13 protein-coding genes are annotated in these 14,732 nt (G+C 42.7%); 6 read left to right on the top strand and 7 right to left on the bottom strand.

The genetic code is table 11. From position 1 onward, the window contains the following. Positions 1–104: 104 nt before the first annotated feature. Positions 105–926 (bottom strand): UbiA prenyltransferase family protein, encoded by an 822-nt coding sequence (locus HC175_RS13460; protein WP_235942621.1) that lies wholly within the window; start codon positions 924–926, stop codon positions 105–107. 107 nt (positions 927–1,033) lie between these two features. Between HC175_RS13460 and gcvP the strand changes: the two genes are divergently transcribed. The 4 genes from gcvP (at position 1,034) to HC175_RS13440 (ending at position 6,671) form a co-directional block, all read left to right on the top strand. Next, positions 1,034–3,883 (top strand): aminomethyl-transferring glycine dehydrogenase, encoded by a 2,850-nt coding sequence (gcvP, locus tag HC175_RS13455; protein ID WP_168139024.1) that lies wholly within the window; start codon positions 1,034–1,036, stop codon positions 3,881–3,883. A gap of 230 nt (positions 3,884–4,113) precedes the next feature. Further along, positions 4,114–5,172 carry a 3-oxoacyl-ACP synthase III family protein gene (locus tag HC175_RS13450; RefSeq protein WP_168139023.1) on the top strand — a complete coding sequence of 353 codons (1,059 nt, stop codon included), beginning with the start codon at positions 4,114–4,116 and terminating at the stop codon, positions 5,170–5,172. A gap of 1 nt (position 5,173) precedes the next feature. Beyond that, positions 5,174–5,701: a class I SAM-dependent methyltransferase gene (locus tag HC175_RS13445; RefSeq protein WP_168139022.1), complete on the top strand. Its 528-nt coding sequence runs from the start codon at positions 5,174–5,176 to the stop codon at positions 5,699–5,701. 121 nt (positions 5,702–5,822) lie between these two features. Next, positions 5,823–6,671 (top strand): glycosyltransferase family 2 protein, encoded by an 849-nt coding sequence (locus tag HC175_RS13440; protein WP_168139021.1) that lies wholly within the window; start codon positions 5,823–5,825, stop codon positions 6,669–6,671. Between the two features lies 1 nt (position 6,672). Here HC175_RS13440 and pafA read toward each other — a convergent pair whose 3' ends face one another. Then, positions 6,673–8,337, bottom strand: a complete 1,665-nt coding sequence (gene pafA, locus HC175_RS13435) for an alkaline phosphatase PafA (protein ID WP_168139020.1) — start codon at positions 8,335–8,337, stop codon at positions 6,673–6,675. Positions 8,338–8,444: 107 nt separating this feature from the next. Between pafA and HC175_RS13430 the strand changes: the two genes are divergently transcribed. Both HC175_RS13430 and HC175_RS13425 read left to right on the top strand, forming a co-directional pair. After that, complete coding sequence (locus tag HC175_RS13430) at positions 8,445–9,182, top strand: MlaE family ABC transporter permease (protein ID WP_168139019.1); 738 nt, start codon at positions 8,445–8,447, stop codon at positions 9,180–9,182. Further along, a complete protein-coding gene (locus HC175_RS13425; RefSeq protein ID WP_168139018.1) occupies positions 9,182–9,949 on the top strand; it encodes an ABC transporter ATP-binding protein in 768 nt (255 codons plus the stop codon). Before HC175_RS13430 ends, HC175_RS13425 begins: the two co-directional genes overlap by 1 nt. Here HC175_RS13425 and HC175_RS13420 read toward each other — a convergent pair. From HC175_RS13420 to HC175_RS13400, 5 genes are read right to left on the bottom strand one after another with little or no spacing between them, the layout of a single operon-like run. Further along, on the bottom strand, positions 9,946–11,370 hold the full coding sequence (locus HC175_RS13420; RefSeq protein WP_168139017.1) for a DUF389 domain-containing protein: 1,425 nt from the start codon (positions 11,368–11,370) through the stop codon (positions 9,946–9,948). The genes HC175_RS13425 and HC175_RS13420 overlap by 4 nt on opposite strands. 3 nt (positions 11,371–11,373) lie before the next feature. Then, complete coding sequence (locus HC175_RS13415) at positions 11,374–12,456, bottom strand: mannose-1-phosphate guanylyltransferase (RefSeq protein WP_168139016.1); 1,083 nt, start codon at positions 12,454–12,456, stop codon at positions 11,374–11,376. A 1-nt stretch (position 12,457) separates the two neighbouring features. Further along, positions 12,458–13,063 (bottom strand): SprT-like domain-containing protein, encoded by a 606-nt coding sequence (locus tag HC175_RS13410; RefSeq protein ID WP_168139015.1) that lies wholly within the window; start codon positions 13,061–13,063, stop codon positions 12,458–12,460. A gap of 3 nt (positions 13,064–13,066) precedes the next feature. Continuing rightward, complete coding sequence (locus HC175_RS13405) at positions 13,067–13,747, bottom strand: SDR family NAD(P)-dependent oxidoreductase (RefSeq protein ID WP_168139014.1); 681 nt, start codon at positions 13,745–13,747, stop codon at positions 13,067–13,069. Position 13,748: 1 nt separating this feature from the next. Then, positions 13,749–14,732 carry a M20/M25/M40 family metallo-hydrolase gene (locus HC175_RS13400; RefSeq protein WP_168139067.1) on the bottom strand — a complete coding sequence of 328 codons (984 nt, stop codon included), beginning with the start codon at positions 14,730–14,732 and terminating at the stop codon, positions 13,749–13,751.

The raw sequence follows: 14,732 nt of genomic DNA, 5'->3' as shown, positions 1-14,732 counted from the left end.
ACCAAAGCAATAAAAAACTTACAGACCTGCTAAAAAAGGCCGAATTAAGATCCTGCTCTTCGACCCAAAAAGAGCAATTTAAGGAGGTTATAAAAAATGAAAATTCAAGCGCTTAGCAGCACCCACAACATCGCCAGCCATAGTATAGGAATAGCTTCTACCCAAAGTGCGGCAAAATATTGGCTTTGATTCTCTTTTGATCTCCATACAAAAACGGCAGTGATCACAGCCATACATCCAATTGCAAATTCAGATTCTATTGTAGCAGTGGTCTTAAAAAATTCCAGGCCAATGATCACAAGAAGAAGACCCAGCCCAAGGACCTTTGTAGCGGTAATTCCTACTCGTTGTGGAATAGTTCCAAGTTGCTCCAGGTCATACTTTAAATCCCTAATTTCAAAAGGCAGTATTAAGACAAGCACGAGTAGAAATCGTTGAAAGCATTCAAAAAAAAGGTCTTCAAAAATGACATTTTTGAGAGGTAATAACGGGAGTATTACTGTAACTCCAGTCCACACAAGCGCAATAATGAAAATTTTCAATCCTGAAAAACTTCTGAGATTGCGGCGGTTGCTAAAAACGGGCAGTGCATAAAGCAAGGTGAGCAGGCCAAGGCCAAGGGTCCAGCAAAGAACCTCTTCGGAAACAAGAAATGCAGTAGCAAGAAGCCCAAGAAAGCAGAAGAAAGAAAATACCTGAATCATTTTAAGACCAGATGCGAGACTGCGATGATGAAGTTTGGCGACCCCGGCATACTTCACGAAATTATAACCCGTTGCCGTTCCAAAAAAGGTAAAAAAGAGCAGGCTTATTTGAACCTTAGCCTCGAAGTGCAATGCCGTGACCAGACTCAGGGCAACCACTGCCAAAGATACGTGTACACTACTGTTCACGTAGAAATCCAGAAGCTTCCTCACAAGGGTCATAGTGTTGAAAACAGGCTTATAAAACTTAACAAATCTTGCTCTTTTAAATCATGAAAAATTAGGTTGAAATTCCGTAATTTCGCCCCACGAAACACAACTTTTATTTAATGAATACTTATTCTTTTGCCTCACGTCATATAGGCCCCCGGGAACATGATCTTCAGGACATGTTAGAGACGGTTGGAGTTGATTCTATAGATCAATTAATTTACGAAACTCTGCCGGACGACATCCGCCTGAAAAAAGATCTAGAGCTTGCCCCTGCCATGAGTGAGCATGAATATCTTGCCCATAGCATTAGCCTGGCTGCCAAAAATAAAGTTTTTAGAACATACATAGGTCTTGGTTATCATCAATCTATCACTCCGCCGGTGATCCAGAGAAATATTCTGGAAAATCCGGGATGGTATACGGCTTATACTCCTTACCAGGCAGAGATTGCGCAGGGAAGACTGGAGGCATTACTGAATTTCCAGACTGTTGTTGCCGATTTGACCGGAATGGAACTTGCCAATGCTTCTCTCCTTGACGAAGCTACGGCAGCAGCCGAGGCCATGTCACTTCTATATGAGGTGAGAGATCGTGACCAGAAGAAACAGGACGTAAAGAAATTCTTTGTTTCTGAACTTGTACTTCCTCAAACCATTGATGTCCTGGAAACCCGCGCTATTCCTTTAGGGATCGAGCTGGTAATAGGCGATCATGAGGAATTCGATTTTTCTTCGGAATTCTTCGGGGCATTTCTTCAGTATCCCGGCCGTATGGGACATGTGTATGATTACTCCCGGTTCGTTGCCAAAGCAAAAGAAAATAATATAAAAACTGCAGTTGCTGCAGATATTCTAAGTCTTGTAAAACTTCGTGCTCCGGGAGAATTTGGGGTTGACGTTGTTGTGGGAACCACCCAAAGATTTGGAATACCTCTTGGCTACGGTGGTCCGCATGCGGCATATTTTGCGACTCGTGAAGAATACAAACGCAGCATTCCAGGAAGGATCATTGGTGTCACTAAAGATACCGACGGAAATTTTGCCCTAAGAATGGCGCTGCAAACAAGGGAGCAGCACATTAAGAGAGATAAAGCCACTTCCAACATTTGTACTGCCCAGGTTCTTCTGGCTGTAATGGCCGGAATGTACGCTGTCTACCACGGCCCACGCGGTTTAAAATTTATCGCAAACAGAGTCCATAGCCTCGCGGCCACAGTTGCCGAAAATGTGGAAAAACTCGGTTACTCTCAACTCAACTCTTCTTTCTTCGACACTGTTTTGATCCAGGCCGATGCCGCTAAGATCAAACCCATTGCTGAAAGAAATGAGGTGAACTTTTATTATCCGGCTTCAGATGTTGTTGCAATTTCTCTCAATGAAACTGTAAACCTGGATGATGTTAATACAATTCTGGCAATTTTTGCTGAAGCTGTAGGTAAAGAGGCCATCACTGCTTCAAAGCTTTCAGAAAATAATCATATTCCGGCTTCAGTAGAACGTAAAACGGAGTTTCTGAAAAATGAGGTTTTTAACTCGTATCATTCAGAAACAGAATTGATGCGATACATCAAGAAACTGGAACGCAAGGATCTTTCGCTTAATCATTCCATGATCTCTCTTGGTTCCTGCACTATGAAGCTGAATGCCGCTGCCGAAATGCTGCCAATCAGTTATCCGCAGTGGGGGAATATTCACCCTTTTGCACCTGTTGAGCAGGCAGAAGGTTACCAGATCGTTCTAAAAAGACTGGAAGAACAACTAAATGAAATAACCGGTTTTGCGGGAACTTCACTTCAGCCTAATTCTGGTGCCCAGGGAGAATATGCGGGTCTTATGGTCATTCGTGCTTACCATGAATCAAGAGGAGAATCGCATCGAAATATCTGCCTTATTCCTTCCTCTGCCCACGGAACTAATCCGGCATCGGCAGTAATGGCAGGAATGAAAGTAGTTGTAACCAAGTCAACAGAATCTGGAAATATTGATGTAGATGATCTAAGAGAAAAAGCCCTGAAGCACAAGGACAATCTTGCAGCTTTAATGGTGACTTATCCTTCTACACACGGGGTATTTGAATCTGCCATTATTGAAATTATAGATATTATTCATGAATTCGGCGGGCAGGTATACATGGACGGCGCGAACATGAACGCCCAGGTTGGTCTTACCAGTCCGGGAGCAATTGGCGCAGACGTTTGTCACCTTAACCTGCATAAGACCTTTGCCATTCCTCATGGAGGCGGAGGCCCTGGAGTTGGCCCAATATGTGTGGCCAAACAGCTTGTTCCCTTCTTACCAGGAAATCCGGTTGTGAAGACAGGTGGCGAGGAAGCAATTACCGCAATTTCTGCAGCGCCCTGGGGCTCGGCTCTGGTTTGCCTTATTTCCTATGGATATATCAAAATGCTGGGAGCAGAGGGTCTTAAAAGGTCTACGCAATTTGCCATTTTAAATGCAAATTATATTAAAGCCAGGATCGGGGAACATTATAAAACCCTTTACAGTGGAGAACGAGGACGAGCTGCACATGAAATGATCGTGGATTGTCGCCCCTTTAAAGCTAAAGGAATAGAAGTTACAGACATTGCTAAGAGATTGATCGATTACGGATTCCATGCACCAACGGTATCTTTCCCAGTCGCAGGAACTTTAATGATCGAACCTACAGAAAGTGAAAGCAAAGCAGAACTTGACAGATTTTGTGACGCATTGATCTCGATTAGAAAGGAAATCGACGAAGCAACTGTAGATGAACCTAATAACGTGCTTAAGAACTCTCCCCATACTTTAGGAATGCTTACAGCAAACGAATGGGATTTTCCATATTCCCGTGAAAAGGCTGCTTATCCATTAACTTACCTTGCAGAGAACAAGTTCTGGCCTTCCATAAGGCGAGTGGACGAAGCCTTTGGAGACAGAAACCTCATTTGTACCTGTGCTCCTATTGAGGAATATATGGAGGATTAAATTTAATGTCCGAAGGCTTATCTCTTCGGACATTTTGTTTTTGCCGAGTCCGCACCTTTAACATCTTCTTAACTTAGAACCTCATTTTAGGACAATTTTTAATTATATGCGAGTTATTGCATCCTTCTATTGAGGATGCCGCAAATCTCAAATTTTAACGTGAAAAATGTGGGAAAACCGGGTATACATTTACTAATTTTGGAAGATGTCGATCGTTTAACAGACACAGAATGAGCATAAAAATTACCGGGGTAGGAAGTTACATCCCAAATCAAGTAGAAAAAAATTCGGACTTTCAGGAGCACGAATTTTTGTATGAAGATGGTTCTTCTTTTGAACAATCAAATTCGGTGATCATTGAAAAATTCAAGGCCATCACCGGGATTGCAGAAAGAAGATACATCCATTCCGAATTGAACAATTCTGACATTGCTTATCTGGCTGCCAATACAGCCATTGAAGATGCCGGGATTGATCCAGAGGAGCTGGATTATCTTATCGTCGCTCATAATTACGGCGATGTACTGCATAACGATGTACAGAGTGATACAGTGCCCAGTCTTGCCGCACGCGTAAAACACAAGCTCCGCATCAAGAATCCACGTTGTGTAGCCTATGATATTCTCTTTGGCTGCCCCGGGTGGGTCGAAGCGGTGATCCAGGCAAAAGCTTTTATTCAAAGTGGTCTCGCCAAGAAGTGCCTTGTAATTGGATCTGAAACCCTGTCGAGAGTTGTTGATAAGCATGACCGGGACTCCATGATCTATTCAGATGGTGCCGGGGCAGTGATCGTTGAGGCCACCGAGGAAGAAGGAGGAATTCTCGCACATGAAACGGCTTCCTACACATTTGAAGAAGCAAATTTTATTTTCTTTGGCAAATCTAATAATCGGGAAAAAAATGATTCCCGGCGTTACATCAAAATGCACGGCCGCAAGATTTATGAATTTGCTCTAAGCCGTGTGCCAGATGCTATGAAATCCTGTTTGGAGAAGAGTGGAAAAAATATTGAAGATGTGAAAAAGATCCTTATCCACCAGGCCAATGAAAAAATGGACGAGGCTATTATTAAAAGGTTCTACAGACTTTACCAGACTACTCCTCCCGAAGGAGTTATGCCTATGACCATTGAAAAACTCGGGAATAGTTCGGTCGCTACTGTACCAACTCTGCTGGATCTTATTCTTAAAGGAAAAATGGAAGATCAGAGCATTAATAAAGGTGATGTTGTAATCCTTGCCAGTGTTGGCGCAGGGATGAACATTAATGCTATTGTTTACCAATTCTAGAATGTACGAAAACAGCTTTCCGAACAAAAGATATAAAGAAACCATACAATTTTTAGAGAAAGTAGCTCCTGCTCCTGCATCAGTTCTGGATCTTGGGGTAAGAAACCCTTTTTCGGAAGTAATGGAGGCACGGGGTTATGACGTTGCCAACACTAAGGGAGAAGATCTTGATCTTAAAACAGAGGTCGTTCGAAATTCTTCTGCTGAAATTGTGACTGCATTTGAAATTTTTGAACACCTGGTTGCCCCGTTCAATGTGTTACGGGAGATCAAGGCAGAGAAACTTGTTGCCAGTGTACCGCTTAGACTATGGTTTTCTCCCGCCTATCGCAGTAAGACAGATCAATGGGACAGGCATTATCACGAATTTGAAGACTGGCAGTTCGACTGGTTACTGGAAAAGGCCGGGTGGGAAATTAAGGATCGGCACAAGTGGACAAATCCTGTAAAAAAAGTTGGATTGAGGCCCTTGCTTCGGAAATTTATGCCGCGTTATTACGCCGTTTATGCTGAAAGAAAGAAGCCCTGAAAATACCTTTTTTGACACCTATACTTCTGAAGTATTTCTTCTTTTCATTTACCTGAAATAGAAACTTCATCCTGAAGCAGTTCTACAAATTCGATTATTTTAGCAAAAACTTTCCGAGGCTTTGAAAATATACATTGTAATTCCTGCACACAACGAAGCCGAAAATATCTTCAGAACCCTTGAATCTCTGACCAGCCAGTCCTTACTTCCGAAGAAGCTGGTTGTAGTAGATGATCAGAGTACCGACAGTACCGCCTCTATTGTTGAGCGCTTTTCAGAAAAGTTTCCTTTTGTAAGACTGGTCAAAAGCCTTTCCTCTGAAGCTCATCTTCCGGGAAGTAAGGTGATCAACGCATTCCATAAGGGACTGAAGCAGCTGGATGAAGAGTACGATGTTATCTGTAAGTTCGATGCCGATCTTATTTTTCCGAAGCACTATTTGGCTTCTCTTGCGGCCCACTTTGAAGCTGATAAAAGTCTTGGCATGTGCGGCGGATTTTGCCAGGTTCAGGTTCGGGGAAAATGGGTTCTCGAAAGCCTCACTGGTAAGGATCATATCCGGGGTGCCCTGAAGGCTTATAGAAAAGCCTGTTATAAGGATATTGGCGGACTCAAGGCCTCAATGGGCTGGGATACCGTTGATGAACTACTGGCGCAATATCATGGCTGGAAGATAAAGACCGATCCCAATTTGTTAGTAAAACATCTGCGCCCTACCGGTTTTACATATAACAAGACGGCGAAGTGGAAACAGGGAGAAGCATTTTACAAACTCCGCTATGGCTGGTTGATCACTATAATTGCTTCAGTCAAGCTCGCTCTTAAAAAGAAGGAGCCTAGGTTGGTGCTGGATTATCTCCAGGGTTTTCAAAAAGCAAAGGCTTCAAAAATGCCATTTTTGGTGAGTGAAAAAGAAGGAGCCTTCATTAGAAGGCTCCGCTATAAAAAAATGCTGTCAAAATTCTTTTGATCTATTCTTTAAACACCATGTATAAAGGTTTTCCCGTAGCGCCATTGGGAAATGGAATACCTAACAAAGCCGAGATGGTAGGCGCAATGTCTACAATTTCTGTTCGTTCAAGGCTGTTCCCTGCTTTTATGCCCTTTCCGAAGAAAATTAGCGGAGCATGAGTGTCATAGTTATTTCCGGTACCATGCGTAGATCCGGTTCGGGAATAGGAAATCACAGAAGGGTCGAGAACCAGCACCACATCTCCACTGCGCTTTTGATTGAAACCATTATCTACTGCCGAAGCTATTTTTTCTGAAAAACTCGCCGCCTGTAATTGATCTCTGGTAAATACCTTGTTGATCATGTCATACTGTAACAGGAAATGTGCGACTTCTTCCTGAAGTGTTTCTGCCTGCACCTCCATTTTCAGAACCTCATCATAATCAAAGAAGATCTGGTTATTCGAAATATTTTCGACAAGGTTGTTCGTCTCGTATTTACTGAAAAGGAAGGAATTGAGGTCCTCTCTAAGCTTCGGAAAGCTGAAATACCCTGACGGGATCTTTACAGATTCAAGATAAGCCGGTACATGAACACCTCCATGGTCTGAAGTTAAGAAGAGCGTATAATTTCCCTCCCCTACTTTTTGATCTAAGGCCTTGAGTAAATGAGCCAGATCCTTATCGAGACGCAGGTAGGCATCCTGCACCTCTTTAGAGTTCACTCCAAAATTATGACCAATATAATCTGTTGAAGAATAGCTGACAGTTAAGAAATCTGTATTTTCATCTTTTCCAAGCTCCTCTCCATCTATGGCCGCGATCGCAAAATCTGTGGTGATGTTGTTGCCAAAGGGTGTTGCTTTTAAAATTTCATACCCTCCGTTAAGATCCTTTAAAGCCGCAAGGTCATATGGAAATCCGGTATTAGATTTTCCTGTAAAACCACCTTCAAATTCGTTTACGTCTGTTCCGCTTTCGATATAGGAATCTACTTCTCCCAAAGTTTTCCACTCCTTCAAATAGGATTTTGCTTTCCCGGAAGCATTGAATTTCTCAACCCATTGGGGCAGTTTACTGGCATAAAAAGAGCTGGTAATCCATTTCCCTTCATCCCTGCCGTGAAACCAGTAAGCCGCATTGGCTGTATGACCAGCCGGAAGAATGGCGCCCCGATCTTTCAAGGCAATTCCTATGGTCTTACCTCTCATTTGGGTGTGCAGCCTGTTCTCATCGGCCACAGTGGTGGTGATCAATCTATGTGGAGACATTTGCCCCGCGGTACTGTTTGTCCCTACGGAAGTAACTAGGGAATCTCCTACACAATAAACATACTGTCCAGTGAACTTATCATACCAGTCATTCCCAATGATGCCATGATCTCCTGGCGCAGTACCTGTATAAACTGAAGCATGACCGGGACCCGTATATGTAGGAATATAATTGAAATGATTGTTGCGCAGGTTGAATCCTTCAGAGATCAATCTTTTAAATCCACCCTCCCCAAATCTATTCCAGAACCTGGTGAGGTAGTCATATCGCATTTGATCTACTACAACGCCAACCACAAGTTTTGGAGTTGCCATGAGATCCTTTTCCGAATCAAAGGAATCCGGAGCTTTTTCCTGTCCAAAAGCGCCTGTAAAAAAAGAAAGTAAGAATAGGGCTTGAAAAAAATACTTCATCTTGAAATTTTGGACAAAAATACGAAGTTTGACGAGTTTAAAGATTAAGTTAAGCTTAAATACATTGGTTCAAAAAATTAGTATTTTAGCCCCTACAAAAGCATAAAATGAGATACCTGCAGTCTATTGGGGAATATTTTTTGATGTTAAAAGGAGTCTTCGGACGAATGACAAAAAGATCGGTTCTCACGAATCTGATCTTTAAAGAAATAGATGATCTCATTATTGGTTCTTTGGGAATTGTAGCTTTTATTTCCTTCTTTATAGGTGGAGTAGTTGCGATCCAAACGGCCTTAAACCTCAACAACCCTCTTATTCCCAGAACCTTGATCGCATTTGCTGCAAGACAGTCGGTGATCCTGGAATTTGCTCCCACTTTCATTTCTATTATTATGGCAGGAAAGGTAGGTTCTTACATTACGTCGAGTATAGGAAGTATGCGGGTAACTCAGCAAATTGACGCCCTCGAAGTCATGGGAATTAACTCGCTGAACTACCTGGTTTTTCCAAAGCTTATTGCAATGCTTACCTATCCCTTTGTGATCGCGATTTCAATGTTCCTCGGGATCTTTGGGGCCTATACAGCCGGAGTGCTTGGCGGCTTTGTTTCTTCTGAAGATTTTATCACAGGCCTGCAGGAGGATTTCCAGGGATTCCACCTTGTTTATGCTTTTATCAAGACTTTCCTTTTTGCAATGATCCTCGCTACGATTCCTTCGTATCATGGCTATTACATGAAAGGAGGCGCACTTGAGGTTGGACAGGCCAGTACCACCTCCTTCGTGTGGACGAGTGTCGTGATCATCATCACCAATTACATTGTAACCCAATTACTGCTAAGCTAATGATAGAAGTACAGGACATAAGAAAGGCATTTGATGGAGAAGAGATCCTGAAGGGAATTACAACCACATTTCCTAAGGGCCAAACGAATCTTATCATTGGACAATCTGGGGCAGGAAAGACAGTTTTTCTGAAATGCCTTTTAGGTCTTTTCAGGCCCGATAAAGGCAAGATCCTGTATGATGGAAGTCCATATTCCTCCTTTTCAGACGAAGAGCAAAGGGAGCTAAGGCAGCAAATGGGAATGGTTTTTCAGGGAGGTGCACTTTTTGATTCTATGACCGTAGAGGAGAACGTGATGTTTCCCCTGCGTATGTTTACCCGCCAAAGAAGGTCTGTAATGATCAAAAGAGTAAAGGAGGTGCTGGACCGTGTAAACCTTGCCGAAGCCCAGCATAAAAAATTTCCTGTCGAAATAAGCGGAGGGATGCAAAAGCGTGTTTCCATTGCACGTGCAATAGTTAACAAACCTAAGTATTTGTTCTGTGATGAACCCAATTCGGGTCTTGACCCTCAAACAGCAACAGTTATCGATAACCTTATCCTTGAACTTACCCGGGAATACGATATTACTACAGTGATCAACACCCATGACATGAATTCCGTTCTTGAAATAGGAGAAAAGATCGTCTTTCTAAAAGGCGGAAAGCTGGAATGGGAAGGTGACAAAAATGTCATTTTCAAGACCGATAATGAATCGGTGACTGAGTTCGTCTATTCTTCAGATCTTTTTCAGAAGGTTCGTAAGGCTCAGAATCAGGGGTTTTAGTTTAATGACCGTATTACCAAAGTATCTAAAGGCAGCCTTACCTGCAGCCACTGTTCAAGTTTTTGCATTTCAGCTTTCCGTGCTGAATTTCTCACGTTAGATGCCCAACGGATATTGAAAGTGGGAATTGTATCTATCTTTGAAAAGTTAGTGGTAAGATTATTTGCATAGCTCATTTCCTCAATACCCGAATAATTGATCTTGGCTTCCCGTGCAATAGCTGCAAAAGGAATCCCAGTATTTCGATACTTCACGAGCTCCTGTTCCAGCAGTTTTATTCGGGCATCCTTATCTTCTACCACCTGCTGATTCCTAACATAGAGATCTTCAAGAATACCAGCCCGGACTTCAGATGAAAGTCTCGTTGCCAGTTCAGAACTTTGATCTGAACCCTGATGCACTTCCAGCACCACATCTTCTAGATTAGGAATGTCATTGATCTCTTCCGACCACTTCTCTATTTGATCTTGAGGCACCGTTTTTCCGATAAGGTAGATCTCAATGATCTTCGTTTTATAATCCTGACTAAATTTTACGACCTCGGCACCGGGAAAGTTGATCACCTCATGAACAAACTCTTTGGTCTTGCTCACAAATACCTGCTCTCTCAAGAGGTTAACAAAAAGAACGATACTGGGAATCATCACCAGAACAGCGATAAGAGAAGCAAGACGGGCAGTATTTCTGCGGTGTTTGCTGTTAACATATTTCACCAGCGGAAACCTTAGAAGTTTAGCCACTAAAAAAGTAGAAAGCGCAATAAAGACTGAATTTATTGAAAACAAGTAAAGCGCACCTCCTGCGTACTCCCATTGGGCAGTAGCCAGACCATATCCCACAGTGCAGAGCGGCGGCATAAGAGCTGTTGCAATGGCAACGCCCATGATCACACTGGCAATAGCTCCTTTCTTAGTCTTAGCTACGATAAGCGCCATTCCACCAAAGATAGCCACCAGCACATCTAGAATAGTAGGATAAGTTCGTGCGACAAGTTCTGGGGTTTCCTCTTTTATTGGAGAGATCAAAAAATAGAGATATGCTGTGAGCACACTTAGAAAAACCATAACTCCAAGATTCACAAGACTACGCTTCAAAGTATCAATATCATTGATAGCCACCGAAAAGCCTATGCCTACAATTGGACCCATTAAAGGAGAAATCAACATCGCTCCAATGACCACTGCAGTGCTGCTCACGTTAAGACCTATAGAGGCAACAAAAATGGAAAAGATGAGGATCCAGGCATTATGCCCTTTGAAGGAGATATCCCGTTTTACAGTTTCCAGAGTAGTCTCTCTGTCGGTATCGTCATGGATGTCAAGGAGTTCTCTAAAAAAGTTCTTGATCTCCCTTAAGACGGTCTGCCCCCTGTTTCCTTCTTCTGAAGGTATTGTGGCACTGTTATCATTACTGTTTTCCATTAGTTACCCCAGGTTCTCCCCAAATTTTTGCTGCACCTTTTTCCTGATATCTTTGATCTCTTGTTCCTTGCTCTTTGGCACAATTAATAATATTTCGTTTTCATCGACCACGATATGATCGTTAAGGCCATCAATAATGACCACCTTGTTCTTATCGGAGGTAATGATATTTCCGCTGCTGTTTTCAGCTAACAGGCGCACGTTTAGCGCTACGTTTTCGTGCTCATCCTTCAGACTTTCAGAATGAACAGAACCCCAGGTTCCAAGATCGTTCCAGTCAAAGGAAGCCGGGATGACGTAAACCGTTCCTTTTTCCCTTTCGAGAATTCCGTAATCTATTGAGATATTTTCTGCCGCCGGATAGGTATCCTTGACAAACTTCTTTTCTTCCGAAGTATTCAGAATATCGGTGTCTCTGGTAAAGATCCGGAACATTTCGGGAAGATTTTTCCTGAAGGCCCGCACAATAAAGTCGACGTTCCATATAAAGATCCCGGCGTTCCAAAGGTGATCTCCACCGCTAATAAAATGCCTGGCCTGTTCATAACCCGGTTTTTCGGTAAATGTTTTGACTGACTTCACCTCTCCCTTTTCCTTTGGATCGTACTTAATGTAACCATATCCGGTATTAGGAAATGTAGGGGTAACTCCAAGGGTAATGATCTTTGGCTCATCTCGTGCCGCTTCAAAAGCAGTCTCAACATCTAAAGCAAAGGCAGATTCATCTTCGATCCAATGGTCACTTGGAGCCATGATCATTACAGCGTCCTTGTTCTTTTTCCTGATCTTTAACGCCGCCAGTAAAACAGCAGGTGCCGTGTTTCTCATAACCGGTTCGAGGAGCACCTGTTCTTCATTAATCTGAGGCAGTTGTTCCCTTACAAGATCCTCATAGGCTTCATTGGTGAGGATATAAATATTCTGTGCAGGCACAACAATAGAAAGACGTTTAAACGTAGTTTGGATCAAGGTCTCCCCTTTTCCAAGAAGATCGCGGAATTGCTTTGGATGAGCAGCTGTACTTACTGGCCAGAACCTGGAACCCACGCCACCTGCCATTATCACTGCATAGTTATTCTCCCTCATACTAATTGGCTGCCTTTAAAAGTTCAACTTCTGCATTGGGCTGAAATAAATAGATCCTTCCAGTTTTCACCTCCACACATTCGTACCTTTTTATACGACGTTCTCCTTTTTTAAATATCTTCCCATTATATATCCTGAAGATACCTCCGGCCGGGATCTCAAATATGTAATTTTTGTCGTTCTCTTCATCAAATTGTTTTAGGGCTACAGAAAGGTGTGCGTCTGTATCACTACTGGCTTTAGGATTTCTGAAATGTCTTGCGATCACGGGGAGCAATTGCGCCGGAAAGATCTCTGGACGAATAAAAGGCAGCATTAATCTCTGAAATGTCTTTTTCCACTCTTCGCCATGAGGTTTTATCCACCTTCCGAATTTTTCAAATGCCAGCAGATGGGCTATTTCGTGGATAAGGGTAATAAGGAACCTGTACTTATTGAGATTGGCATTCACCGTGATCTGATGTGCGCCACCAGGCATACGCCTGTAATCTCCATGTCGCGTCTTCCTCTCATTGACGATCTTTAAATGAATATGATTAGCTTCAATCAACCCAAAGACCGGCTCAACTGCATGTGTAGGAATATATTTTTCTAGAATATTCTTCATTAATTACGGAGTGCTGCTGGAGACCTGTAACAATTTACCATTATAGAATTTATTTCCCTCAAGAGAAAAATCGGCTATGTATTTGGCCATTTCTTGTGGTTGCAACGGAGCCTTATAACCTGGAAAGGCCTCCTCCAGCATTTCAGTCTGTACAGCGCCTAAAGCCAGAACGTTAAAGGAAGGTCCGGTTTCCTTGTACTCTTCTGCCAGGATCTCGGTTAGGGTTATAACAGCTCCCTTACTGGAGCTGTAAGCCGCGAGCCCTGGAAACTTCATACTACCCTGTACTCCTCCCATGCTGCTAATGGTTAGAACATGACCATTCCCTGGCATGAACGGCAGTATTTTTTTCGTAAGCGCAGCCACACCAAGAACATTGACCTTATAAACATTTTCGAAATCTTCAGCAGTAAGCTTCTCAAACTCCTTATTCACAAGCAGTCCCGCATTGTGAATCAGGATATCCACATGCCCCCAGTTTTCTTTTACAAAATCATCAGTTAGCCGTAAATCTTCTTCCTTGGTAATATCAAAGGGGAACGCTTCTACATTCTCAAGCAGCAGATCTTTCACTGTTTCAGCTTTTCGTGAAAGAGCCAGGACCCTATGGCCCATTTCAGAAAAAATCTTTACCAGTTCCAGACCAATCCCCCTGCTGGTTCCTGTGATGATCACATTCTTCATCCTAATTGAGTTTAATCTCCTTTTCGGCAGTGTTGGCCATAGCTGTTAAACCAGGAATTAGATTTTCTATCAACTCTTCCATATGGTTGACATCCATAAATTCAAACTCATCATCCACATGATGATAATAAGGATAATTCTGAAAGTCAAAAGTAGATATTGTCTGTGCCGGAACATTAAATTCCTGGTAAAAGGAATAGTTATCGCTTCTTTGAAATAAACTGTATTGTTTAGCCTCTGGCAGAAAACCAAGCACCTGTGCCTGAGAATATTCATTGAACTTTTCGGCCATATTGGAGATCTCATAGCCGGTAATATAAGCCTGGTAGTCTCTTCCCGTCATTGGCACACCAATCATCTCTATGTTGAACATCGCGTAAAGGTCAATACCCTGGGCCTTTAACCTTCCTGCAAGTTCTTTTGCTCCAACAAGTCCCATTTCTTCCGCAGAAAAAAGAGTGAACAAAATTGACCTTTTTGGAGCCCTTGCAGCAAAATATTTCGCCAGTTCCAGTACAGCAGTCGTTCCAGACGCATTATCATTCGCCCCGTTAGCCAAACTGTCTCCCTCTACCACTTTTGCCTGTCCAACATGATCATAATGAGCCCCAATAATGATGAATTCATCCTTAAGATCGGGATCTGTTCCCTCAACCACGCCAACAATGTTATATCCGGTAACTTCCTTTACTTCAAAAGAATCCCGATAGGTCTCAAAAAAGGGTTTTACAGCATGAGTTTCAAACACCTGTTCAATATATTGGGCAGCCAGTTCAATCCCAGCTGTACCGGTTTCCCTTCCCTGCAGTTCATCTGAAGAAAGGTACTTCAAGCTAGCTGCAACTTCCTCCTCTAAAATGCTGTTTTCGGGAGTTAATTTATTTTCGGAAGGAACTACTGCTTCATTGGAGACATCTTTTGATTGCCCACAGCCCAAGTGGAGTAGAAAACTTAAGGCTAAAAGCCAGGAAAAGGTTTTTTTCAT

Source organism: Salinimicrobium oceani (genome assembly GCF_012037645.1).
This window is presented reverse-complemented; position numbering and strand designations above follow the sequence as displayed.

Bases quoted from the DNA above. Each gene is read 5' to 3' on its own strand.
- HC175_RS13420 (WP_168139017.1), bottom strand. From the start codon at position 11,370: ATGGAAAACAGTAATGATAACAGTGCCACAATACCTTCAGAAGAAGGA.
- HC175_RS13405 (WP_168139014.1), bottom strand. From the start codon at position 13,747: ATGAAGAATGTGATCATCACAGGAACCAGCAGGGGGATTGGTCTGGAA.
- HC175_RS13425 (WP_168139018.1), top strand. From the start codon at position 9,182: ATGATAGAAGTACAGGACATAAGAAAGGCATTTGATGGAGAAGAGATC.
- HC175_RS13430 (WP_168139019.1), top strand. From the start codon at position 8,445: ATGAGATACCTGCAGTCTATTGGGGAATATTTTTTGATGTTAAAAGGA.
- HC175_RS13410 (WP_168139015.1), bottom strand. From the start codon at position 13,063: ATGAAGAATATTCTAGAAAAATATATTCCTACACATGCAGTTGAGCCG.
- HC175_RS13460 (WP_235942621.1), bottom strand. From the start codon at position 926: ATGACCCTTGTGAGGAAGCTTCTGGATTTCTACGTGAACAGTAGTGTA.
- gcvP (WP_168139024.1), top strand. From the start codon at position 1,034: ATGAATACTTATTCTTTTGCCTCACGTCATATAGGCCCCCGGGAACAT.
- HC175_RS13400 (WP_168139067.1), bottom strand. From the start codon at position 14,732: ATGAAAAAAACCTTTTCCTGGCTTTTAGCCTTAAGTTTTCTACTCCAC.
- HC175_RS13415 (WP_168139016.1), bottom strand. From the start codon at position 12,456: ATGAGGGAGAATAACTATGCAGTGATAATGGCAGGTGGCGTGGGTTCC.
- HC175_RS13445 (WP_168139022.1), top strand. From the start codon at position 5,174: ATGTACGAAAACAGCTTTCCGAACAAAAGATATAAAGAAACCATACAA.
- HC175_RS13450 (WP_168139023.1), top strand. From the start codon at position 4,114: ATGAGCATAAAAATTACCGGGGTAGGAAGTTACATCCCAAATCAAGTA.
- pafA (WP_168139020.1), bottom strand. From the start codon at position 8,337: ATGAAGTATTTTTTTCAAGCCCTATTCTTACTTTCTTTTTTTACAGGC.